Origin of the sequence: Ideonella paludis, assembly GCF_018069865.1 — a bacterium.
GTDB classification, from domain to species: Bacteria; Pseudomonadota; Gammaproteobacteria; order Burkholderiales; family Burkholderiaceae_C; genus Ideonella; species Ideonella paludis.
Window position 1 is genome coordinate 91,031 of the sequence record NZ_JAGQDG010000003.1, and the last position, 22,963, is coordinate 113,993.

Genomic DNA, 22,963 nt, shown 5'->3' on the forward strand with positions numbered 1-22,963 from the left:
CGGCAGTGAACTCGACCGCCCAAGCCCTTCGCTTGGAAGCCTGGCGCCAGCGCCTGGGCTCAGGCTTTGCTGAGGTGCAAGCCGTCTTCGAAGACCACGTCATGCAGGCCCAACAATGCTTGCCTGCGGGCGACATCGAGGCCTGGCTGGACTTCTGCGCCGGGCTGGGCCGTTTGGGCCGCGGCCCCGAGCCTTTGTTGGCGGGCCTGGACATCTTGCCAGCGTTGATCCAGCAGCAAGGCCCAGCCCTCCTGCCTACAGTGGCTGACACCGTGGCCGTGCTACAAAAGTCGCCCAACGGGCGAGCCATTGCCCCCTACCTGCAGAGCCTGCCGGGTGTGGCGCGGCGCCTGCCCGACATCCAGGCGCTGCAGGTCTACGGGCAGTTGATACAACGCTTGGTGCACGCCACCAGCGTCTCCATCCATGGCCGTCATGCCACCGAACCCAGCCCCAGCTTGATCGACTTCCTGCAGCAAGCGCCTCGGCTGGTGAGACAAGTCCCCTTGGCGGGTTTGGGCCGCTGGATGGAGGTGGGCATTCGCCTGCATGGGCGACATCCGCAGCGGCAACGTGCCTACTTCAGCCTGCAGTCTGAGGACAGCCGCGCCGTGCTGCAGCGGGAGCGCCATGGCGTGCTGCTGATGGATGTCCAAGCGCGCCTGACCTTGGGCCTGCGAGCGCTGTGGGCGCTGGAGGCTCAGCTCGTGCCCATGCCCATCGCACTGCAAGAAGGGGAGGCGGAAGGCCCGCAGGCTGCGGCGCCCTTGCAGCCTTACATGGCGCAGGATGGCGACCTGTTGGGCCTGCGCTTGCCCGAGGTGCTGGAGGACGCCGCCGGCGTCCCCGCACTGCTGAGCTATCGCCTGATGTTGGCGCACATGGCCATGCATAGGCGCGCCTCCAGCCCCTTGGTGGCCGACAACTGGAGCCCCCTGCAGCGCCTGGCCGTGGAGTGCTTCGAAGATGCCCGCATCGATGCCTTGGTGGTGCGCCATGCGCCGGGCCTGCAAACCACCATGCGCCGCCTGCACCCTTCACCGTCCCTGGAGGGGGTGGACGCCCAAGCACAAAGCGCCCTGAGGGTGCGTCTGACACGTTTGTCGCGCGCGCTGCTGTGGGGAGACCTGGAGGCCGACACCGAGCAGGCGGGCTTCATCACCCGTTTTCAAGCGGCCTTGGCCGAGGGCGAGAGTTCGACCCGTGAGATGGCTGAAATGGCCCTGGCCTGGGCGGCGCGCACGCGCCAGCAAAGCGATCAGCGCGCCGCGGTGGCCTTTGCGGATACCCATGTGCCGTGGCGCGACGACAACCGACACCTCTGGACCTTCATTGAGGACGGTGATGAGGAAGATCAACCCCAGCGCACGCGGCCCCAAGCCCCGCCACAAGCCGGCGGCCTGCCGCCGCGCCATTACCCAGAATGGGACCCCAGCAGCCAACACATGCGCCCAGACTGGGTCTGTGTGTTTGATGGCCTGCAGCCCGCCGGGGACGCCACGCAGATTGACCGATTGCTGGCCGAGCACAGCGCCACCAGCAAACACCTGCAGCGCTTGCTCGACGCCCTCAAACCCCAGGGCCGCCAACGCCTGCGCCAGCAAGCGCAAGGGACGGAGCTGGATGTTGATGCTGCGCTGCGCGCTGTCGTCGACGCGCGAGCCAGCGGACACACGCTCGACGAGCGCGTGTATTCCAGCCATCAGCGCCAAGGTCGAAACATGGCCGTGCTTTTGCTGCTGGACCTGTCGGCCTCGGTCAACGATGCGGTGCCGGGGGTGGAGGGGCAGACGGTGTTGTCACTGACGCGCGCGGCCGTGGCGCTGTTGGCCCAAGCCATCCAAACCCTGGGCGATCAGCTGGCGATTGCTGGCTTTCACTCCAACACCCGCCATGAGGTGCGCTACTGGCACATCAAGGGCTTTGGCGAACACTGGCAGGCAGACAGCGCCCCCAAGGCCCGCCTTGCGGCCGTGCAGGGCGCCTACTCCACGCGCATGGGCGCAGCGCTGCGCCATGCCGGGCATCTCTTGAGCGGCCGCCGGGCCGACAAACGTCTGTTGTTGGTCTTGACGGATGGCCAGCCTGCCGACGTGGACAGCAACGACCCGATGGACTTGATTGACGACGCCGCCCATGCGGTGCGCGAGTTACGCGATCAGGCGTCCATCTACACCCATTGCGTCAGCGTGGATGCCCAGGCCGATGACTATGTGCAGCGCATTTTTGGCGCGCGCTATTCGGTCATCGACCGTGTGGAGCAGTTGCCTCGGCGCTTGCCGGAGATCTTTGTGGCGCTGACCCGGTGAAGCACTATTCAGCTCAGCTTGCTCAGCAGGTGGAGCCCGGCAACAACCAGCAGACACAGCCAACCCAAGCCCTTGATGAAGCGGTCTGTGACGCGTAGCACGGTGGGATTCCAGCTGTCCGGCAGAGACAATACATCCGCGATGTCGACACCAAACCACACCAGAAGCCAGCCCACCACCGTCATGCCCGTCATGGTGGAGCTCAGCACGACATAGACCGGCGCCGAGGCGAAGAACGTCCCCAACAGGTACACAGTCAAGCCTGAGGCAATGATTCTGGAGAGCGTCATGGTCGACCACGATTGTGCGACGACTCCGCCACGGTGGGCTGGTCGAATGTCACACAGATCGACAGGACTCAAGGCCTCCGAAGGCCCTGCGCCCGAAGGAGTCTGTCAGCTCGGTAGTTTGAATTGCCCCACTGCCGCACTGAGCACCTGCGCTTGTTGCCGCATCTCCTCGCTGGCGGTGGCGCTGTGCTGCACGAGCGCAGCGTTTTGCTGGGTGGCCTGGTCCATGGCGGAAACCGCTTCGCCCACTTGCGCCACGCCTCGTGCTTGATCTTGGCTGGCCTTGTTGATGTCTTCCACAATATGGCTGACCTTGCGAATGGCCTGGACCACTTCATTCATGGTCGCCCCTGCTTGGTCGGCTTGCCGTGTGCCGCTTTCAACGCGCTCTACGCTGGATTGAATCAAGGCTTTGATTTCGCGCGCAGCGCCGGCTGATCGCTGAGCCAAGCTGCGTACCTCAGAGGCCACCACCGCAAAGCCCCGCCCCTGTTCACCGGCGCGCGCGGCTTCCACCGCCGCGTTCAGCGCCAAGATGTTGGTCTGGAAGGCAATGCCGTCAATCACGCCGATGATGTCAGCAATCTTGCGTGAGCTGTCCTGGATCTCTCGCATCGTGCCGACCATCTGGGAGACAGAATCCCCGCCGCGTGTGGCCACATCGGATGCACTCATGGCCAAGCTGGTGGCCTCTTGGGCATGATGGGCGTTTTGGCGCACGGTTTGGGCCAACTGCTCTGAAGAGGCCGCCGTCTGCTGCAGGTTCTGAGAGGTTTGTTCGGTCCGTTGGCTCAAATCACTGTTGCCTGCGGCTACTTCGACCGAAGCGTGAGAGATGCTGTCTGCGGCCGTACGCACTTGCTGCAGAGCACGCAAGAAGCTGGTGCGCATGGTGTGCAGGCGCTGCATCAACTCCCCGATCTCATCCTTGCCGTCGACCTGGATGTCCGCAGTCAAGTCCCCACTGGCGATGGTGGAGGTCACCGCATTGGCTTGCGCAAACCCATGGGTGATGCGGCGCAAAATCAGCGTGCAAATCACAGCACCGGGCAAGCCAAAGAAGATGGCCAAAAAGATAAAGCCTCCCCCGATGCGCTTCTGCAAGGTGAGTGCTTCTGCCACCGCCAGCCCACTTTGCTGGTTGTGGTAAGCCCGCAGCTCTTCTAGGGCGTCAATCATGGCCTTGCCTTGCTGCCGTGTTGACACCAAGAAGGCCGACATCACCTCAGGGCTGAAGTCGCCCTTGGCAAAGGCAGATGTGACGGCCTGAATGGTCGGTGCGAGGGCGGTTCGGGTCGTCAGTGCTTTTTCCACCAAGGCCTTCTCTGCGGGCGAGGCTTGCTCATTCTTCAAGGAGTCCCACAGGGTGTTGCTCTGCGCCTGCCGCTCTGAGATGGACTTGAAATGGTTGTCTATCGGGTGGTCGTGCGTCTTGCTCAACTCGCTCGAGGGGTCATGCTGGGCTGCTCGCAAGATCTCCAGCCGCTCCTGCTCCACCAAAAGTTGGATCTTGGTCAGGGTTTCGATCTGGACGGATCGATATTGCTGGATTTCAGCCAATACATCAGCAGACTTGCTCATGCCCCACCACGCGGTGCCGACCAGCGCCAGAAAGGCGATCCAGAAGGCCGTGAGTGCTACAAACACAAAGTGGTAGAGCTTGATGTTCTTGAACATGAGCCGTTCTCGTTGATGGGCTGAGGGGTATCGCGGCTGAACAGAGATCCGCGCTGCAGCTTAGCCGCCTCTACGTGCCTCAATCCGACGAGAACACCCTGCCGATGGCCGCATTTCGAGCCTTCGGTCGCAGAGGCCCGCGAGCGGTCAGTGCGGCTGTCCTGTGGCCTTAGCCACCCACCTTTCGCTGTGTTGCCACAAATCCTGGGCCAAGGCCAAGTCTTGGGCCACCGGGCTGATGGACCGCAGCCTGGCCCGGTCGTAATACCCACCGGCCTGCAGCTCAGCGCTGGGCGACAGCGCGCACTTCAGCGTGCTGCGCGCGCCTTCTTCGGGGGTGATCATGTTGAGCATCAGCTTCAGCAGCGGGCGCGCCAGCGCCGGCACGTGGCGCCACACCTCGGTGGCCACAATGCCGGGGTGCACCACATAGCTCTCGACGCCGGTGCCCGCCAAGCGTCGCGCCAGCTCGGTGGCAAACAGCACATTGGCCAGTTTGGACGCGTTGTACTCCGGCACGCCGGTCAGGCTGGCGGTGGGGCGCTGCAGCGCATCCCAATCCAGGCCTTTGGCCCGGAAGTGCATCTTGCTGGCCACCGTGATCACCCGCGCTGGCGCTGAAGCCTGCAAGCAGGGGAGCAGGGCTTGTGTCAGCGCAAAGTGGCCCAGGTGGTTGACGCCAAACGCCATCTCAAAGCCGGAGGCACTGCGGCCTCGCTGGCCTGCCAAGCCGGCATTCAAGATCAAGGTGTGCAGTGGCCAGCCGAGCGCCTCAAACACTTTGACGCAGGCAGCCACTGAGGCCAAGTCGCCCAAGTCCAGGGGCAGCCAGCGTGCCTCGGGGGCACCCGGCAGGGCCGCGATCTCTTCCAGCACCGGCTGGTGTTTGCGTTCACCGCGGCCGGCCAGCACCATGCGATGGCCTGCGCGGGCCAGCGCGAGGGCGGTGACGCGGCCGATGCCACTGCTGGCGCCGGTGATCAGGGTGACGGGGGCGTTGTGCATAGGGATGCTCAGGGTCGAGGAACGGTCAACACGCTTTGTCGGGTTCTGGTGACAGGACCGATCATGACAGCTCAAGGCGCGCATGGCGCAGCACACACGCACTGAGCTCATCCAGCAGCGGCACGTCCAGCATGACGACCTGCCAATACAGCGGCACATCCAGGGGCTTGTCGGGCAGCAGCTCCACCAAGGCGCCGCTGGCCAGCAAGGGGGCGACCAGGGGCAGCGGGTTCATGCCCCAGCCCATGTCGGCCAGGGCGGCGCGTACAAAAGCATCTGATGACGGCAAGCGATGCGCCGGCAAAGCCAGGCTGCGGCGCAGCAGGCGCTTGACCCAGCGCTCTTGCAGGCGGTCGTCTTGGTTGAACACCAGCGAGGGGGCCACGGCCAGGGATTCGGCGTTGACACCCCGCCCAAACCAGCGCGCCATGAAGCGCGGGCTGGCGGTGGCCACATAGCGCAGCGCACCCAGTTTGCGGCTGCGGCAGCCCGGCACTGCGGCGGCTTGGGAGGTGACGGCCGCCAAGACGTGGCCGCGCCGCAAGCCTTCGGCGGTTTGGTCTTGGTCAGCCACGGTCACGTCCAGCCAGGCCGTGCCGGCCTGGGCCATTTCGGCCAGCGCGGGCAAAAACCAAGTGGCCAAGCTGTCGGCGTTCACGGCAATGCGCAAGCTGCTGTGGGCGGTGCTGGCGCTGGCGGTGGCGGGCAGTTGGCGGCGCAGCTCGTCTTCGAGCAGGCCCACCATGTCGGCATGGCGGCAGAGCTTGGCGCCCGCCTCGGTGGCTGTGCAGGGCAGGCCCCGCAGTATCAGAGCCGTGCCCAGGCGGTCTTCCAGCAGGCGTACGCGCTGGGACACCGCCGAGGGCGTGAGGTGCAGGCGCTGCGCAGCGCGCTCGAAGCTGCCTTCCCGCACGACGGCGGCCACGGTTTGCAGCAGGTGGGTGTCAATCATGGTTGTTGTGAAGCATTGCTTCATCGACCTTAGCAGATTTCATCCAAGAAGCCACCCCACTCAGCGACACTGGGCGCATGTGGATCTCTGCTCAAACATGGCCGGTGCTGCTCACGGGCTTCACCCTCAGCGCCTCGCTCATCGTCGCCATTGGCGCGCAAAACACCTTGGTGCTGCAGCAAGGCATCAAGCGCGAGCACGTGGGCGCGGTAGTGGCCACCTGTGCCACGCTGGATGTGCTGCTGATGACGCTGGGCGTCAGCGGCCTGGCGGCCAGCCTGGGCCAGCACCCGGCCGCCTTGCAGGCGCTGGCGCTGGGCGGTGCGCTGCTGCTGGCTTGGTATGCCGTCTCAGCCTTTCGGCGCATGGGCCAGGCAGAATCCTTGAGCGCGGACGCGAACACCGCCACCCGACCGGTGGCCACGGTGCTGGCCCAGACCTTGACGTTGAGCCTGCTCAACCCCCATGTTTACCTCGACACCGTGGTGCTGGTGGGCGCGGTGGGCGCGCGCCAACCCCAGGGCACGCAGGCTGCGTTTTTGTTGGGGGCGGGTGGTGCCAGTGTGTTGTGGTTTGTGCTCTTGGGCTATGGTGCGCGGGCCTTGGCGCCGCTGTTTGCCAAGCCGCTGGCCTGGCGTGTGCTGGACGGCGTGGTCGGCCTGACCATGAGCGTGCTGGCCGTCAGCTTGGCCCGCCAAGCGCTTGAAGGAACACCCCTGTGACGATGTTCACCACCACCTTCACCTTTCTGCCAGGCGACTACGACGAGGCGTTTCATGCGCTGGATGCGCGCATTGCTCAAGCGGCCCGCGCGCTGCCCGGCTACATCGGTGAAGAGAGCTGGGATTCGGCCACGACGGGCCAGGTGTGCAATGTCTACTACTGGCGCGATTGGGCGTCAGTCCAAGCACTGATGGCTCTGCCTGAGCACCGCGAGGCCAAGGCCCTGCAGGCCCGCTGGCTCAAGGGCTATCAGGTGGTCATCGCCGAGGTGCTGCGCCATCATGGGGATGGGCGCTTAGCGCATCCGCTCGGTCAAACAGGGGGCTGAAGCCTCGGCGCAGCCGCAAACGCAAAGGTGTGGCCACGGTCGGCCGCTCATTGCACACTGATGCTGTCGATGCGGCCCTTCCAAAACGGATGCAATTTGCCCTGGGCACGCCGCGAGATGGTGAAATCCATCGGGAGCATTTGCAAGCCTTGGCGTTGATAGTTGCTGCGGGCCACATGCTCGCCAGAGCCGTGGTAAGGCGTGCTGAGGTCGCCGTCTGTTTCTGACTCCATCGCGGTCATCATGCCCTCGGGGCTGAAGTGCGCCACCATGCTGGCCTGCATCCCGGCCCATGTGACCACCGCCCGAGCGCTGTGCTCATTCAACGCTTCCCAGCGCACCGGCCCACCCGGCAGCAGCGCCACGGGGTAGAGCGCGCTCTCCAGCAGCCAGCGGCGAAGTGAGATCTGGTTGAGGGTGGGGCTTTGTCCTTCATCGACGACCGTGATGGTGGAGAGTATCTTGGCCTTCATCTCCATATCGCCCTCGGCAAAGAAGTCATAGGCGCGCGCCCAGACGCCGGGCACGATGGGCGTCGTCGCTGAGAACATCAGGGCCGGCACACCCGCTGCGATGACTTGCCGCGCCGTTGTGGGCGCAAAGCTGCTCGTGCCTGGACGACGGAACTGGCCACTGGCAGCAAGCCGCACGACCTTGTAGCGCGGCACGCCCTCTGGAAAGGTGTAGCGGAAGTAGCGCTGCACAGGAGCCGGCAAGGCCGCGAGATCCTGGGCGCTCACTGTGGGCGACGCATTGGCGCCCCCCAGGGTGGCGATGCGCTCTTCAAAGGCCGCGATGTCCTGTTCAGTGCGCCAATGGGCCAGGCCCACCACCATGCCGCCAACGGTGGCGCACAGCAGCAGAGCGAGGCTGAGAGATCTGAGTCGAGAGGTCATGAGAGGAGGGGTTTAAGGGTTTGATGTGGACTTAGAGTCATCGTTAGTACACGTGTGTACTGTTAATGGTGAAGTGTATATGCATGTACACTTTGGCCGCAAGTGCAATTTCGAGCGCCTCCACCATGCCGCCTACTTCCGACCGCCACGAACGCCGTACAGAGATTGAAGCGGCAGCCTTCGCCTTGCTCAAGGAGTTGGGCTACAAGAAGACCAGCATGCTGCTGATTGCGAAGCGGGCTCAGGCCTCCAACCAAACCCTGTATGCCTGGTACCGCAACAAGCAGGAGCTGTTTCGCGGCATCATTGCCAGCTTCGGCGGGGCCGTGCGTGAGCAGCTTCAAGCGTCGCTCCAGGCCGAACAGGACCCACACCAGGCCTTGCGCGCCCTCGGGCCTGCGCTGTTGCGCTTCACCACCGATGAGTACGCCATCATCATGAACCGCGCTGCGGTGATTGACGCGGCAGAGACTGGTGTGCTGCCTCAAGCGATTGATGAAGTCGCTCGTGATGTGCTGTACCCACTGATCTGTGCCTTGATGCAACGCTTGGTGCATCAGCGGGTGTTTGTCTCCGACATGGCGCCTGAGGGCATGGCACAGACCTACATCGATCTACTTTTGGGCGAGCTGCAGTTTCGGCAGGCCTTGGGCAATGTGCCGCCCCTGACCGAGCCTGAAATGATCGAGCGCTCGGAGCGCGCGTTTCGCCTGACTTGCCGCTTGTTTCAGAGGCCCGAGGCGCCGTGACTCGGCGGCCCCTCCGCTGGCTTCAACCATGGCGCATCATGCGCCGCCAAGTACTTTTCGCCTTCTTCTAGGATGAAGTAGCGAAAGGCCTCGGCGGCAGGGGAGAGCACGCGGCTTTGCAGGTGCACCACATTCCACAGCCGCATCACCGGGGTGTCCTCGACGTTGATGATCTCCAGCTCGCGCGTCTTCAGCTCCAGCCCCAGGGTGTGCAGGCTCAGAAAGCTCAGGCCCATGCCGGCCATCACGGCTTGCTTGATGGTCTCGTTGCTGGGCATTTCCATCGCAAGGCGCGGCTCTACGCGGTGGTCTTGAAAGAAGCGGTCCATCAGCGCGCGGGTGCCTGAGGCCGCCTCACGCACGATCAGCGGAAAGGCCGCCAAGGCCGACACCGGTGGGTGGCCGCTGCGAAAAATGGGGTGGCCCGGCGGCGCCACAAACACATGGGGGTTGGCCGCAAAGGGTTCCGAGCGCGCGGCCAAGTCGCGCGGTGGGCGGCCCATGATGGCCAAGTCCACCTCACCGTTCACCAAATGCGTCACCAACTGCTCGCGGTTGGCGCTGACGGTGAGCTTCACCTCCACGCCCGGGTGCTCCTGACGGAAGTTGACCAAGAGGCGCGGCACAAAGTACTTGGCGGTGCTGACCAAGCCCACCGTCAACAAGCCTGTCTCCAGCTTGCGAAAGCGCGCCATGGCGTCGTCCGCGTCTTTGAGTGTGGCCAGCAGGCGTTTGGCATAGACCAAGAAGTACTCGCCCGCCGTGGTCAGCGCCACTTTGCGGCCTTGGCGGTCAAACAGCGGCAGCTCGATGGCGCCTTCCAACTCCTTGATCTGCATGGTCACCGCCGGCGGCGTGAGGTGCAGGCTCTCCGCCGCCCGCACAAAGCTCAAGTGCCGCGCCACCTCCGTGAAAACCCTGAGCTGGCGGAAGGTCACAGTCTTCATTAAGTTTCTCTGAATCAAAAGCCAAAGATGAATGAATTTACCTTAAACGACGCCATCTCTACATTGCGTCATCGGCCCTGTCGCGCTTGGGGCCCCGCCTGTCAGAACCATAAGGAGACCTCCGCCATGCCTTTGTCCAACCGGTCCACGCTGACCCAGTACCTGATCGAGCAGCGCCGCCGCTTTCCAGGCGCCAGTGGCGAGCTCAATGCCTTGCTGCTGGATGTCTCGCTGGCTTGCAAGGCCATCGCCCGGGCCGTGGCCCTAGGGGAGTTGGGCGGCAGCAGCGGCGACGTGGAGATGGTCGGCGGCGCCGTCAATGTGCAGGGCGAGGTGCAGAAGAAGCTGGATGTGTTGTCGAACGAGGTCTTCATTCGGCGTAACGAGTGGTCGGGCCACTTGGCCGGCTTGGCATCTGAAGAGATGGCCGAGCCTTATCAGATCCCGGCCAATTACCCGCGCGGCAAGTACCTCTTGGTGTTCGACCCGCTGGATGGCTCATCCAACATCGACGTCAACGTGTCTGTGGGCAGCATCTTCTCGATCTTGCGGGCGCCTGATGAGGTGACGCAAACCGGGCGCGATGTCAAAGAGGCCGACTTCATGCAGCCCGGCAGCACGCAGGTGGCGGCCGGTTACGCCCTCTACGGGCCAACGACCATGTTGATGTTGAGCGTGGGCAATGGCGTGGCGGGTTTCACCCTGGACCCCAACCTGGGCGAGTTCATGCTCACCCATCCCGATGTGCGGGTGCCTGAAGACACCCGCGAGTTCGCCATCAATGCGTCCAACAGCCGCTTTTGGGAAGCGCCCATCAAGCGCTATGTGGACGAGTGCTTGGCCGGCGCCACGGGGCCGCGTGGCAAAGACTTCAATATGCGCTGGATCGCGTCCATGGTGGCCGAGGCCCACCGCATCCTGATGCGCGGCGGTGTGTTCATGTACCCCCGCGACAAGAAACCGAGCCCCCAGACGTCCGCGCTGCGGTCGTCGCCCCCCGAGGGGGTGGCGGGCACGCTTGGGAGCGGCCCGGCGCGTGCCCGCGACCCTATGCTGAATGCTGGCCGCCTGCGCCTGATGTACGAAGCCAACCCGGTGGGCTTCTTGATGGAGCAGGCCGGTGGCCGCGCTTCCACGGGCCGCCAGCCCGTGTTGGGGGTGCAGCCCACCGAGCTGCATCAGCGCATCGGCCTGGTGTTTGGCTCCAAGAACGAAGTCGAGCGCATCGAGCGCTACCACCAGCAGCCGGCACCGCGCGACGAGGTGGCCCCGCTGTTCACCGAGCGCAGCCTCTTCAGAGACTGACAGACCCCCTTCAAGCCGCTCTGCTGCACGCAGGGGCAGGCCGCCGCATTGCCCTTTTGGAGACGCACCATGTCTGAGAAACATCCCATCATCGCCATCACCGGCTCATCCGGCGCCGGCACCTCGTCGGTGACCCGAACCTTTGAGAACATTTTTCGCCGCGAAAAAGTCAGCGCCGCCATCATTGAGGGCGACAGCTTCCATCGCTATGACCGCTTGGAGATGCGCAAGCGCCAGGCCGAGGCCGAGAAGGAAGGTAACAAGAACTTCAGCCACTTCGGCCCGGAGAACAACCTCTTCCCCGAACTGGAGCAACTGTTCCGCAGCTATGGCGAATGCGGCAATGGCCAGCGCCGCAAATACCTGCACGACCCGGTGGAGGCTGCGCCCTACCAGCAAGACCCAGGCACCTTCACGCCCTGGGAGGCGCTGCCCGAGGGCACGGACCTGCTGTTCTACGAAGGCTTGCACGGCGCGGTGGTGACGCCTGAGGTCAACATCGCCCGCCACCCCGACTTGCTGATTGGCGTGGTGCCGGTCATCAACTTGGAGTGGATCCAAAAGCTCTACCGCGACAAGAACGTGCGGGGCTACAGCGCCGAGGCCGTGACCGACACCATCTTGCGCCGCATGCCCGACTATGTGAACTACATCTGCCCGCAGTTTGCGCACACGCATGTCAACTTCCAGCGCGTGCCGGTGGTGGACACCTCCAACCCCTTCATCGCGCGTGACATTCCGAGTGCCGATGAAAGCCTGTGTGTGATCCGCTTTGCGAATCCCAAGGGCATCGACTTCCCTTATTTGCTCAACATGATCAACGACAGCTTCATGTCGCGGGCCAACACCGTGGTGGTGCCCGGCGGCAAGATGGAGCTGGCCATGCAGCTGATCTTCACGCCCTTCATCTGGCGAATGATGGAGCGCAAGAAAAGAATCTTGGGCGCGCTCTAAACCGAGGCAAACGCAAATGGCATCAACTTCTTCAGACCGGGTGCTTCGCCCGGATAACGGCCAACGTCACCCCCTGGCCAACGCGCTTCGCGCCTTGGCGATGGATGCGGTGCAACAAGCCAACTCCGGCCACCCCGGCGCGCCCATGGGCATGGCCGAGATGGCCGAAGCGCTGTGGACACGCCACCTCAAGCACAACCCCGGCGACCCGCAGTGGTGGGACCGCGACCGCTTTGTGCTGAGCAACGGCCACGCCTCCATGCTGCTCTATGCGCTCTTGCACCTGACGGGCTATGACCTGCCCATGTCTGAGCTGAAAAGCTTCCGCCAGCGCGGCAGCCGCACGCCCGGCCACCCGGAAGTGGGGCACACGCCGGGTGTGGAGACCACCACCGGCCCGCTGGGCCAAGGCTTGACCAATGCGGTCGGCATGGCGCTGGCCGAGAAGCTCTTGGCCGATGAGTTCAACCGCCCTGGCCACACGGTGGTTGACCACCGCACCTGGGTCTTCATGGGCGACGGCTGTCTGATGGAAGGCATCAGCCAAGAGGCCATCTCACTCGCGGGCGCATGGCGCTTAGGCAAGCTCTGCGCGCTGTACGACGACAACGGCATCAGCATCGACGGTGCCGTCACCCCTTGGTTTGCCGACAACACGGCGGCTCGTTTTGAGGCCTCCGGTTGGCGCGTGATCGGGCCGGTCGATGGGCATGATGTGGACGCGCTGGACGCCGCTTTGCAGCAGGCGCGCGCTCAGCACGATCAGCCCACGCTCGTCATCTGCCGCACCACCATCGGCAAGGGAAGCCCGGCGCGTGAGGGCACGGCCAAGGCCCATGGTGAGCCCTTGGGCGGTGCCGAGATTGAAGCCACCAAGGCGGCCTTGGACTGGACGGCCGCGCCGTTTACCGTGCCGGCCGATGTGGCAGCGCGCTGGGATGCGCGCGAGGCCGGTGCCCGCGCGCAAGCCGACTGGCAGCAGCGCTGGGCGGCCTATGCGCAGGCCTATCCCACAGAGTCTGCAGAGCTGGCACGCCGTATGTCGGGCCAGTTGCCCGAGGGCTTTGAGGCCGAGTGGATCGCGCAGTTGGCGGCGGTGCAGCAGCGCGCCCAGACGGCGGCCTCGCGCAAGGCCTCGCACAACGCCATCGCCGTGCTGGCCCAGCGCTTGCCTGAACTGCTGGGTGGCTCGGCCGACCTGACCGGCTCCAACCTGACCGACTGGCCAGGGGCCCAAGCCGTGCGCGGCGGCGAGCCCGGTGGGCGCTACATCAACTACGGCGTGCGCGAGTTTGGCATGGCGGCCATCATGAATGGCGTGGCGTTGCACGGCGGCTTGATGCCCTTCGGCGGCACCTTCCTGACCTTCAGCGACTACAGCCGCAACGCCATCCGCATGGCGGCGCTGATGCGCCAGCGCGTGGTGCATGTGTTCACCCACGACAGCATTGGCCTGGGCGAAGACGGCCCGACCCACCAGCCAGTGGAGCACGCGGCCTCCTTGCGTTTGATCCCGCAGCTCGATGTTTGGCGGCCGGGTGATGAGACCGAGACCTTTGCCGCCTGGGGCATGGCGCTTGCGCAAACCGATCGCCCGTCGGCGCTGCTCTTGTCGCGCCAGAACCTCGCGGCTCAGCCGCGCAGCCCAGAGCAAGTCATGGCGATTCGCCGAGGCGGCTATGTGCTGAGCGATCGGCCTGATGCGCGCGCGGTGATCATCGCGACGGGCTCGGAGCTGGCGCTGGCCATGGCCGCACAAGCCCAGTTGGACGCGCGCGGCCTGCCGGTGCGGGTGGTCTCCATGCCGTCCACCTCGGTGTTTGACCGCCAGCCCGCCGACTACCAGCGCAGCGTGCTGATGTCTGAGCGTCCCCGCGTGGCGGTGGAGGCCGGTGTCACCCGGCTGTGGGCGGCCTATGGCTGCTGCGCGACCGTGGGTGTGGACCAATTCGGCGAGTCGGCCCCCGGGCCTGAGCTGATGAAGGCCTATGGCTTCACGCCTGAACATGTGGCGCAGGTGGTGGCAAAGGCCGTGGCGCATGCTCAGCCGCAGCCTGCGTCGGCCTCTGGCCATGAACAGTGAGGAGACACCCCTTATGCGTTACAGCGTCATCACCTTTGACCTCGACGGCACGCTCGTCGACACCGCCTCGGAAATTGCTGAGGCCGCCAACCGCACCTTGGTCGAATGCGGGCTACCCCGGCAGTCCGTGGAAGCCGTGTCTCAGTTCATCGGCGCCGGCACGCGCCAAATGATGCAAGGCCTCTTGGCCCATGTGCTGCGCGACTACCCCGGGCATCAGCTCAAGCTCGACGAGCTGCAGATGTTCAATCGCCTGGACTACCACTACAGCTGCACGGCCGGCATGGACCCGCGGCCTTACCCGGGCTGCGCAGAGAGCTTGCAGCGATTGCGAGCCGCCGGCGTGCGCGTGGCCTGCCTGACCAACAAAGAGCACCGCTTTGCCGTCAAGGTCTTGCAGGCCGCAGGCTTGTCGGCTTTGCTGGAGCTTGTGATCGGCGGTGACTCTCTGCCCCAGCGCAAGCCTGACCCTCAGCCGGTGTTCCACATCCTCAAGGTGCTGGGCGGGGAGGCGCACCGCGCAGCCCATGTGGGGGATTCGCGCACCGATGTGCAGACCGCCAAGGCCGCCGGCGTGGCCGCTTGGGCCGTGCCCTGGGGCTACAACGCGGGTGAGCCCATCGAGGCTTCGCAGCCGGACCGGCTCTTCTTCAGCTTGTCGGACATCGCTGATCACGCACTGGCCGCTAAGCGCGCCCACGACCCTCACTCACTGTCACCGTACGGAGCCTGACATGGCCTTGATCTCATTGCGACAACTGCTGGACCACGCGGCCGAACGGGGCTACGGCGTGCCCGCCTTCAATGTGAACAACCTGGAGCAGATCCAGGCCATCATGCAGGCCGCTCAGGCCACCGACAGCCCGGTGATCTTGCAGGCCAGCGCCGGTGCGCGCAAGTACGCTGGCGAGGCCTATTTGCGCCACCTGGTGCTGGCGGCCATTGAGACCCACCCCGACATTCCGGTGTGCTTGCATCAAGACCATGGCGCGTCGGCAGCGGTCTGCATCCAGGCTATTCGCTCGGGCTTTTCCAGCGTGATGATGGACGGCTCGTTGAGGGAAGACGCGAAGACGCCCGCCAGCTACGACTACAACCTGGCCGTCACGGCGGATGTCTGCCGCATGGCGCATGCGGTGGGGGTGTCGGTGGAGGGTGAGTTGGGCTGCCTGGGCTCCTTGGAAACTGGCGAGGCCGGCGAGGAAGATGGCGTGGGCGCAGCCGGCAAGCTCAGTCACGACCAGATGCTGACCGACCCGACGGAAGCCAAAGACTTTGTGGCTCGCACCGGTGTGGATGCCTTGGCCATTGCCATCGGCACCAGCCATGGCGCCTACAAGTTCACGCGCCCGCCTACCGGCGAGGTGCTGGCCATCGACCGCATTGCGCAGATCCATGCCGCCATCCCCAACACGCACTTGGTGATGCATGGCAGCTCCAGCGTGCCCCAAGAGTGGTTGGCCATCATTCGTCAGTACGGTGGCGACATCAAGGAGACCTACGGGGTGCCGGTCGAAGAGATTGTGCGTGGCATTGCCAACGGCGTGCGCAAGGTCAATATCGACACCGACATCCGCCTGGCCATGACGGGGGCGATGCGGCAGTTGATGGCTCAACAGCCCACTGAGTTTGACCCTCGCAAGGCCTGGGCCGCTGCCACCAAGGCCGCCCAAGGCCTGTGCGTGGCGCGCTTCGAGGCCTTTGGTTGTGCCGGCCAAGGCCACGCCATCAAGCCCTTGCCGCTGGAGGCTATGGTGAGGCGCTATGTCTGAGCTGCAATGTCTGCTGTGGGATGTGGACGGCACCATCGCCGAAACCGAACGCGACGGTCACAGGGTCGCCTTCAATCGTGCCTTTGCGCAAGCGGGGCTGGATTGGGGCTGGGACGAGCGGCGCTATGGGGCGCTGTTGCACATCACGGGCGGGAGGGAGCGCATCCTGGCTGACATGGCTGATCGCGAAGGTGTGCCCCGTGACCCTGTGGCGCGAGAGGAGTTGGCCCTGCGTTTGCATCGGCTCAAGAACAAGCTGTATGCCGCTCTGGTCGATGAGGGAGGCATCCAAGCGCGCCCTGGGGTTCTGGGGCTGATGCGGGAGGCCCGTGCGGCGGGCGTTCGGCAAGGCATTGTCACCACCACCAGCCGCAGCAATGTCCAGGCATTGTTGGGGCGGCTCTTGGGGGCTGATTGGCAGGCGTGGTTTGAGATCGTCGTGTGTGGTGAAGACACGCAACGCAAGAAGCCTGACCCGGAGGCCTACGTTCAAGCGCTACAGGCGCTGGGGCTGGAGGCTGACCAAGCCGTGGCGATGGAAGATTCCGGCCCCGGCGTGGCTGCAGCGCTCGCTGCCGGGCTCCAAGTCTGGTGGCGCCCCAGCGTCTACTTCCCGGTTCTGGAGGAGGCTGTCTTGGCCAGCCCCCGCGTGGCCCATTGGGCTGATGGGCCGCCTGGGCGGTGTCGCGCGGGGCGAGTGTGGCAGGGCAGCCGCACAGATGCGTGAAAGTCAGGAGATCGGACGTCGTTCAACTTGTATATCATTAATAAGGAATATAGTGCCTTGAACACAAGGTGAAGCGGGCTCAGCGTTTGAGCTGTGGGTAGTTTTGGAGATGATCAATGATGAACGTCAAGCAAGCAGCGACGGTGTTGGCCTTGGCCTTGGCAGCGGTGCCTGCCGCCCACGCCAACCTCGATTTGGCCAAGAAGAGCGCCTGCATGGCCTGCCATGCGGTGGACAAAAAGCTGGTCGGCCCGGCCTATCAAGACGTGGCCAAGAAGTACGCGGGCGATAAAGACGCCGTGGCCAAGTTGACCGAAAGCATCAAGAAGGGTGGCAGTGGCAAGTGGGGCCCCGTGCCCATGCCGGCCCAGGCCGCACTGTCTGACGCCGACGCCAAGACCCTGGCCGCCTGGGTGGCCGGCGGCGCCAAGTGAAGCAAACGCTGACGGCCCTGGGCCTGATGCTGGTGACGGCCGCCGCTGGGGCGGCCGACTTCACGGCTCAAGATCTAGAAGGGCTGAAACTGGACACTCGTCAAAAGGCGATGCCGGTTTTGCCACAAGTGGTGGGCATGGCCACGGCCGAAGTGCAGCAGCGAGGTGCAGCCCAGGCCATTCCAGTTTGCAAAGAGAAAGCGCCTCAAGCCCTGCAGCGCAAGGCCGAGGAAACCGGCTGGCGCTTGAGCCGCGTCAGCCTCAAGACCCGCAACCCCGAGCGAGGCCGGCCTGACGCCTGGGAGGCTCGGCACTTGGCCGAGTTCAACATCCGCGCAGCCCGGGGTGAAAAGCCTGAGGCCTTAGAGGTGGGTGAGGTGGTCCGGGACAGCCAGGGCAAGCCAGAATTCCGCTATCTGCGCGCCATCCCTGTGGGGCCATTCTGCGTGCAGTGCCATGGCGTTGGCGATCAGGTCAGCCAAGACCTGCGTGCCAGCTTGGCCCGCGACTATCCGCAGGACCAAGCCTTGGGCTACAGCGTCGGGCAGATCCGCGGCGCATTGTCGGTCCGCAGGCCACTTTAGGGCCGCTGCAAGCCCGCTCAAGGCGGGCTTCAGTCTGGCTGCGGCCGATCAACGCAAAGGGGGCCGCAGCCCCCTTTTTTTTGGTGAGCCGCTCAGCGCGGCGAGTACACCGGCGCAGACGCACCGGCCATCGGCGGCGTGCCCGCTGGGGCGCGCGTGACGCGCACCTTGCCGCCCGTGGTGACGATGATGACTTGCTCGCCCGGCTGCAGGGTTTCATTGCCCTTGGCTTGGACGATGGCACGGCGGTCACCGTTCTTGAGCTGAATCAGCAGCTCCACCGCTTCTTCTTGCGTGCCCGCCTTTTCAATGGCGTTGCCGACCACCGCCCCGGCGACGGCGCCCAGCACGCCAACGACCACGGACTCCCGCTTGCCGCCCACGGACGAGCCTGCCACGCCACCGACGACGCCACCAGCGACGCCGCCGATGCCGCTTTGGGAGCCTTCAACCTTGACCGGGCGGGTCGACAGCACCACGCCGTCTTGCACGGTGGACATGCGCTGGGCGTCTTCACGCTTGATGACGTCTGGGCTGGTGGTGGAGCAGGCAGCCAGGCTGGCCAGAACCAAGACGCTGAGAGCAATTTTCTTCATGAGAGTCTTCCTTAGAACAAGAGCGATACAGCGAACGCCGCCAGCCGCTGTGCCGTTGACCGGCGAAGCCTGCAGTATCGCGCCCGTTCGGTAAAGAAGCATGTCGGGCCGGTCAAGGCTTGGCCGTGAATCGGTAGAAGTCGCGGTTGAGTACAGCCGCAATCGCCGTCACTTCCTCAGGGAAAAGCTGCAAATTCAGCTCATTGGCGCACATGTCCACCATGCCGCGCAACGCCGCCGGGGTGTTGATCTTGCCTTTGGGGTTATAGATGTCGTCTGCGGGGCCATTCATGTGGCGGCCGTGGCAGCCGGCGCAGTTGTGGGTGCGGATCAGGGACTGCCCCAGCTTGAGATCGGCGCCTTCAAACAGAGGCACGGTTTGGGCCTGGGCGGAGGTGATCCAGACCCCCGCAGAAACGATGGCGACAAGCCAGGACTTCATCGGTACTCTCCTTTGGGGGCCCAGCGAACGAGGCCCATGATGTCTTCTTCGGTCATTTCACCAGGAATTCGTTCCTTGAACGAGCCATCCGCCGCGATCACGGCAGTGAATGGGATCACCTTGCGCGGTGTGACGCGCGCCCGAAGGGCTTGTGATCCCGCGCTGAGGGCAAAGCTGAGGCCTTGGCTGTCGCGGTAATGGCGCAAGGCGTTCAGGTCGGTGTCGGTCGCGGCACCGATCACCCGAATGCGATCGCCGTATTGGGCGGCGAGTTTGTTCAAGCGTTGGTTGTGGCGGCGGCAATAGGGGCAATCGATGCTGAAGAACACCAGCACGCACGGTTTGCTGCGCAGTTGTTCCTCGCTGAGTGGAGGGGCGTCCAGCAGCGGCAGCTGCGAGGGCCAGGCCATTTGAGCTGGCGCGGCCCCTGGCGTCTGGGCCGACCCCGCGCGCATGCCCGTGCACACCCAGGCCGCACAGGCCTGCGCCCAGCGCCGACGGCTGAGCCCGAGGGGGCGGGGGATGGGACTTGGTGAATTCATAGGCCAGAGGTATCTGTCAGGGTGAACTGTGGCGCCACTAGGGATAACACTGCATCAGCATTCAATGATATTTAGCCACACTTAGGGCCTGTTCACACGACCGTCGATGCAAGAGACAAGTCGGCTGCCCTCAAGCTTTATCGCGAAAGATCCGGATGATGCGAACTCCTACTCCCTCAGCGTTGACGCGTCGGCCATGGGCACCCGCCTTGGCGCTGGCCTTGTGTGCATGGGCGGGCCAGGCTGCGGCCGTCGATGCCAACAGCTTGCGCACCCGCGCATTGGCCGCGACCTGCGCGCAGTGCCACGGCACGGACGGCAAGGCCGTCGAAGGAGAAGCCATGGTCCGTCTGGCCGGCTTGCCTGAAGACTACATCCTGAGCCAGTTGATGGCCTTTCGCAATGGCCAGCGTCAAGCCACCATCATGCATCAGATCACCAAGGGCTACTCCCAGGAGCAACTGGAAACCCTGGCCAAGTACTTTGGCAGCAAGAAGTAAGGACTGATCATGATGCAACGCAGAACCATTCTGGCCGGCTTGGCCGCAAGCGGTGCACTGGGCCTGAGCGGCTGTGCCTCCATGGGCGGCAGCGACAACAGCCGAGCCAAAGTCTTGGTGGTGGGCGGGGGCTACGGTGGCGCCACGGTGTCCAAGTACATCCGCTTGCTGTCGGACTACAGCATCGACGTGATGATGGTCGAGCCCAGCAAGGCCTTTGTGTCCTGCCCGGTCTCCAACTTGGTGATTGCCGGCATGAAGACCATGAAGGACATCACCACGCCTTACGATGGCCTCAGCAGCAAGCATGGCGTGCGCATCGTGCATGACATGGTGACGCGCATCGACCCTGCTAAGAAGGTGGCGGTGCTGGCCAGTGGCGGCGAGGTGCGCTATGACAAGCTGGTGATGTCGCCCGGCATTGACTTCATGTGGGACCAAACAGAGGGCTTGAAAGCGGCCCATGAAGCGGGGCAGATCCTGCACGCCTGGAAGGCCGGCCCCGAGACCCTGGCCCTGCAAAAGCAACTGCAGGACATGCGGGATGGCGGCGTCTATGCCATCAGCATCCCTGAGGCACCTTACCGCTGCCCGCCCGGGCCCTATGAGCGGGCCAGCGTGGTGGCTGACTACTTCAAAAAGCACAAGCCCAAGTCCAAGGTGCTGATCTTGGACGCCAATCAAGACGTGACCTCCAAAGGCCCGCTGTTCAAAAAGGCCTGGAAGGAGTTGTACGGCGACATGGTCGAGTACCGGCCGCAGCACAAGGCCGTGGCGGTGGATGGCAAGACCCGCACCGTCAAGTTCGATGTGCAGGACGACGTCAAGGCTGATGTGCTGAACGTGCTGCCGGTGATGCGCGCCGGTGCGATTGCGGTGAGCACAGGCCTGGCCAATGCCAACGGGCGCTGGTGCCACACCAACTTCCTGAACTTTGAATCTACGGCGGCCAAAGACATTCATGTCCTGGGCGACTCGATTCAGGTGGCACAGGGCATGCCCAAGTCTGGCCACATGGCCAACTCGCATGCCAAGGTCACGGCGGCGGCCATCGTGGCGGAGCTCAAAGGGTGGGAGATCAACCCGCACCCCATGCTCACCAACGTTTGCATGAGCTATGTGGATGCCACCCATGTGATCCACGTGGCCAGCGTGCACGAGTACCAAGCGCCCAAGAAGAGCTTCTTCACCATTGGGGGTTCCGGCGGCGTGTCCGACGTGCGCTCAGACCTGGAAGGCCGCTATGCCGAAGCCTGGGCGGCCAATATCTGGGCCGACACGCTGAAGTAAGTTCACCCACCAGGCCTGGCGGCAGAGGCGGCCGCGCCTGATGCAGGTCAAGCCTCAGAAGCGGCGGCAGTGACACCATTCGTTTATACGAATGGAAAGAAAGAACCCTGGCCATGGGACTGGAATCACTGATGAGCCGCTGGGGGGAGATGTGGACCATCACCCTCACCGGCGGCCTGATCGGGCTGCTGTTTGGCTTTTTTGCGCACCGCTCGCGCTTTTGCCTGCGGTCTGCGGCCATTGAGTTTGCGCGGGGCACCCGCGAGGGCAAGCTCACCGTCTGGCTCTTTGCCTTCGCCACCGCCGTGCTGCTGACCCAGATCTTCATTCTGATGGGCTGGCTGGATGTGCGCGAGGCGCGCCAACTCTCGGCCCGCGGCAGCCTCTCCGGCGCCGTGGTGGGGGGTGCGATGTTCGGCGTGGGCATGATCTTGGCACGCGGCTGCTCCAGCCGCCTGCTGGTTTTGGCGGCCCAAGGCAACTTGCGCGCCTTGCTCTCGGGCTTGGTGTTTGCGGTGACCGCGCAGGCCGCCTTGACCGGCATGCTGTCGCCCGTGCGCCAGACCATTGCCGGCTGGTGGACGGTGGAGGGCGGCACGGCGCGCGACATCATCGCCTTGACCGGCATCGGCCACGTCGGCGGTGCCCTGTTTGGCGCGGTGTGGTTGGCGGCAGCCTTGTGGTGGGCCAAACGCCAGGGCGTGCGCTTCTGGGGCTGGTTCGGTGCGGTCGGTGTCGGTGCCATGGTGGCGGTGGCTTGGCTGTTGACCTACCAAGAGAGCCGCCTGGCCTTTGACACCATCATCCCCATCCAGGCCTTGTCCTTCACCGGCCCCTCGGCCGATGTGCTGATGCTGGTCTTGAGCCCCCCGGGCCAACCCCTCAAGTTCGACCTGGGGCTGGTGCCCGGTGTGTTCCTGGGCTCTTTCATCTCGGCCTTGCTGTGGCGCGAGTTGAAGCTGGAAGGCTTTCAAGGCGGACAGGCCATGCGCCGCTACATCGCCGGGGCCATGCTGATGGGCTTTGGCGGCATGTTGGCAGGGGGCTGTGCGGTGGGGGCTGGGGTGTCTGGGGCTGCGGTTTTCACGCTGACCTCTTGGGTCACTTTGGCGGCCATCTGGGCCGCAGCGGCGGTCACTGACTACTTGGTTGATCGTCGTGTCGAAGAGGCCAAGCCCACCAGCAAGACCTTTATGGAGCCGGGCTACGTCAGCCCTTGAGCCTGAGGGTCGGGCTTGGCAAATGCGGTAAGCACCAAACCTAGGCTCTGCCGAAGTTGGCATTCATCCAAATCAAGGCTTGAGGCCTCTCCAACCCAGGCCGCGTCCGTGGCCCCTTGCAGGAGATCATCAGCGGCCCGCTCGCACAGAGCATTTGGGCTGCTCACCGCCGATCCAGGCTCGGATCAATCTACAGCGGCAACACCCTCATCTCCGTCTGACCGGGCAAATCCCAACAAACGGCTCAGGTCGCGGCTTCGCTTCGCTGCGCGCGACCTAGCTCTTATTCGTTAGACACCAGTTTTTGCGCACACGATCTACCTCCTCCATAGCCTGTGCCAAAAGACCACCGTGCAAGCCCCAAAGAACAAGATGCTCACAAGGGCGGTATCTAGTGGCCCACCTAATACAGCTATAAGAACACCGCAAAAGACGAAAGCAAGCGAACAGAGCAGCATGACCCAGAGTAGCGGCCGACCAAAGGCTTTTGTATTCCTTTCGGTCAAAGTTCTCACGTACTCCGGCGATGGCTTTTCAGGTGGAGAAGTCAACGGTAGTCCGCGCGAGAAGAGCCAGAAGAGAACACAGTTTCCGCCCACGAAGAGTGGCATACCGACGCCTAGCAACTGCAAGATGGA

At 64.2% G+C, this 22,963-nt stretch carries 24 protein-coding genes; 15 read left to right on the plus strand and 9 right to left on the minus strand.

Annotation, left to right across the window (positions count from 1 at the left end; translation table 11 throughout):
• Positions 1-5 precede the first annotated feature (5 nt).
• A complete protein-coding gene (locus KAK11_RS08170; RefSeq protein WP_310737769.1) occupies positions 6-2,309 on the plus strand; it encodes a nitric oxide reductase activation protein NorD in 2,304 nt (767 codons plus the stop codon).
• Between the two features lie 8 nt (positions 2,310-2,317).
• On the opposite strand, the gene KAK11_RS08175 is transcribed toward KAK11_RS08170, so the two are convergent.
• The 4 genes from KAK11_RS08175 to KAK11_RS08190 all read right to left on the minus strand — a co-directional run bounded on the left by KAK11_RS08175 (position 2,318) and on the right by KAK11_RS08190 (position 6,233).
• Positions 2,318-2,599 (minus strand): hypothetical protein, encoded by a 282-nt coding sequence (locus KAK11_RS08175; RefSeq protein ID WP_210808146.1) that lies wholly within the window; start codon positions 2,597-2,599, stop codon positions 2,318-2,320.
• Between the two features lie 105 nt (positions 2,600-2,704).
• A complete protein-coding gene (locus KAK11_RS22035; RefSeq protein ID WP_259373544.1) occupies positions 2,705-4,276 on the minus strand; it encodes a methyl-accepting chemotaxis protein in 1,572 nt (523 codons plus the stop codon).
• 147 nt (positions 4,277-4,423) lie between these two features.
• On the minus strand, positions 4,424-5,281 hold the full coding sequence (locus KAK11_RS08185) for an SDR family NAD(P)-dependent oxidoreductase (RefSeq protein WP_210808148.1): 858 nt from the start codon (positions 5,279-5,281) through the stop codon (positions 4,424-4,426).
• Positions 5,282-5,342: 61 nt separating this feature from the next.
• Positions 5,343-6,233, minus strand: a complete 891-nt coding sequence (locus tag KAK11_RS08190; protein WP_210808150.1) for a LysR family transcriptional regulator ArgP — start codon at positions 6,231-6,233, stop codon at positions 5,343-5,345.
• A gap of 77 nt (positions 6,234-6,310) precedes the next feature.
• Here KAK11_RS08190 and KAK11_RS08195 point away from each other — a divergent pair, with 77 nt between their 5' ends.
• Both KAK11_RS08195 and KAK11_RS08200 read left to right on the plus strand, forming a co-directional pair.
• On the plus strand, positions 6,311-6,955 hold the full coding sequence (locus KAK11_RS08195; protein ID WP_210808152.1) for a LysE/ArgO family amino acid transporter: 645 nt from the start codon (positions 6,311-6,313) through the stop codon (positions 6,953-6,955).
• A gap of 2 nt (positions 6,956-6,957) precedes the next feature.
• Positions 6,958-7,284 (plus strand): antibiotic biosynthesis monooxygenase family protein, encoded by a 327-nt coding sequence (locus KAK11_RS08200; protein WP_210808957.1) that lies wholly within the window; start codon positions 6,958-6,960, stop codon positions 7,282-7,284.
• Between the two features lie 47 nt (positions 7,285-7,331).
• Here KAK11_RS08200 and KAK11_RS08205 read toward each other — a convergent pair whose 3' ends face one another.
• A complete protein-coding gene (locus KAK11_RS08205; RefSeq protein WP_210808154.1) occupies positions 7,332-8,180 on the minus strand; it encodes a DUF6920 family protein in 849 nt (282 codons plus the stop codon).
• Between the two features lie 125 nt (positions 8,181-8,305).
• On the opposite strand from KAK11_RS08205, the gene KAK11_RS08210 reads away from it, so the two are divergent.
• Entirely contained in the window at positions 8,306-8,929 is a 624-nt protein-coding gene (locus KAK11_RS08210; protein ID WP_210808156.1) for a TetR/AcrR family transcriptional regulator, read from the plus strand.
• Here the strand turns inward: KAK11_RS08210 and KAK11_RS08215 are convergent.
• A complete protein-coding gene (locus KAK11_RS08215) occupies positions 8,908-9,876 on the minus strand; it encodes a LysR family transcriptional regulator (RefSeq protein ID WP_210808158.1) in 969 nt (322 codons plus the stop codon). The two genes, KAK11_RS08210 and KAK11_RS08215, sit on opposite strands and share 22 nt — an antisense overlap.
• Before the next feature lie 126 nt (positions 9,877-10,002).
• Here KAK11_RS08215 and KAK11_RS08220 point away from each other — a divergent pair, with 126 nt between their 5' ends.
• From KAK11_RS08220 to KAK11_RS08255, 8 genes are all read left to right on the plus strand, one after another.
• Positions 10,003-11,181 (plus strand): class 1 fructose-bisphosphatase, encoded by a 1,179-nt coding sequence (locus tag KAK11_RS08220; RefSeq protein ID WP_210808160.1) that lies wholly within the window; start codon positions 10,003-10,005, stop codon positions 11,179-11,181.
• A 69-nt stretch (positions 11,182-11,250) separates the two neighbouring features.
• A complete protein-coding gene (locus KAK11_RS08225) occupies positions 11,251-12,135 on the plus strand; it encodes a phosphoribulokinase (RefSeq protein WP_210808162.1) in 885 nt (294 codons plus the stop codon).
• A 16-nt stretch (positions 12,136-12,151) separates the two neighbouring features.
• Positions 12,152-14,218 carry a transketolase gene (gene tkt / locus KAK11_RS08230; RefSeq protein WP_210808164.1) on the plus strand — a complete coding sequence of 689 codons (2,067 nt, stop codon included), beginning with the start codon at positions 12,152-12,154 and terminating at the stop codon, positions 14,216-14,218.
• 13 nt (positions 14,219-14,231) lie between these two features.
• Positions 14,232-14,951 carry a phosphoglycolate phosphatase gene (gene gph, locus KAK11_RS08235; protein ID WP_210808166.1) on the plus strand — a complete coding sequence of 240 codons (720 nt, stop codon included), beginning with the start codon at positions 14,232-14,234 and terminating at the stop codon, positions 14,949-14,951.
• A gap of 1 nt (position 14,952) precedes the next feature.
• Positions 14,953-15,990 carry a class II fructose-bisphosphate aldolase gene (fba, locus tag KAK11_RS08240; protein ID WP_210808168.1) on the plus strand — a complete coding sequence of 346 codons (1,038 nt, stop codon included), beginning with the start codon at positions 14,953-14,955 and terminating at the stop codon, positions 15,988-15,990.
• Positions 15,983-16,717 (plus strand): HAD-IA family hydrolase, encoded by a 735-nt coding sequence (locus KAK11_RS08245; protein ID WP_210808170.1) that lies wholly within the window; start codon positions 15,983-15,985, stop codon positions 16,715-16,717. The genes fba and KAK11_RS08245 overlap by 8 nt, the downstream gene beginning before the upstream one ends.
• 119 nt (positions 16,718-16,836) lie before the next feature.
• Entirely contained in the window at positions 16,837-17,151 is a 315-nt protein-coding gene (locus KAK11_RS08250; protein WP_246498735.1) for a c-type cytochrome, read from the plus strand.
• A complete protein-coding gene (locus tag KAK11_RS08255) occupies positions 17,148-17,735 on the plus strand; it encodes a Tll0287-like domain-containing protein (protein WP_210808174.1) in 588 nt (195 codons plus the stop codon). The genes KAK11_RS08250 and KAK11_RS08255 overlap by 4 nt, the downstream gene beginning before the upstream one ends.
• A 92-nt stretch (positions 17,736-17,827) precedes the next feature.
• On the opposite strand, the gene KAK11_RS08260 is transcribed toward KAK11_RS08255, so the two are convergent.
• The 3 genes from KAK11_RS08260 to KAK11_RS08270 all read right to left on the minus strand — a co-directional run bounded on the left by KAK11_RS08260 (position 17,828) and on the right by KAK11_RS08270 (position 19,315).
• Positions 17,828-18,331, minus strand: coding sequence for an outer membrane lipoprotein (locus KAK11_RS08260; protein ID WP_210808176.1), 504 nt, complete (start codon positions 18,329-18,331; stop codon positions 17,828-17,830).
• 112 nt (positions 18,332-18,443) lie between these two features.
• On the minus strand, positions 18,444-18,773 hold the full coding sequence (locus tag KAK11_RS08265) for a c-type cytochrome (RefSeq protein WP_210808178.1): 330 nt from the start codon (positions 18,771-18,773) through the stop codon (positions 18,444-18,446).
• Entirely contained in the window at positions 18,770-19,315 is a 546-nt protein-coding gene (locus KAK11_RS08270) for a TlpA family protein disulfide reductase (protein WP_210808180.1), read from the minus strand. Before KAK11_RS08270 ends, KAK11_RS08265 begins: the two co-directional genes overlap by 4 nt.
• A gap of 158 nt (positions 19,316-19,473) precedes the next feature.
• Here KAK11_RS08270 and KAK11_RS08275 point away from each other — a divergent pair, with 158 nt between their 5' ends.
• The 3 genes from KAK11_RS08275 to KAK11_RS08285 all read left to right on the plus strand — a co-directional run bounded on the left by KAK11_RS08275 (position 19,474) and on the right by KAK11_RS08285 (position 22,325).
• Positions 19,474-19,815 (plus strand): c-type cytochrome, encoded by a 342-nt coding sequence (locus KAK11_RS08275; protein WP_246498689.1) that lies wholly within the window; start codon positions 19,474-19,476, stop codon positions 19,813-19,815.
• Between the two features lie 9 nt (positions 19,816-19,824).
• A complete protein-coding gene (locus KAK11_RS08280; protein WP_210808184.1) occupies positions 19,825-21,105 on the plus strand; it encodes an NAD(P)/FAD-dependent oxidoreductase in 1,281 nt (426 codons plus the stop codon).
• Positions 21,106-21,218: 113 nt separating this feature from the next.
• On the plus strand, positions 21,219-22,325 hold the full coding sequence (locus KAK11_RS08285) for a YeeE/YedE family protein (protein ID WP_210808186.1): 1,107 nt from the start codon (positions 21,219-21,221) through the stop codon (positions 22,323-22,325).
• Positions 22,326-22,963: the final 638 nt, after the last annotated feature.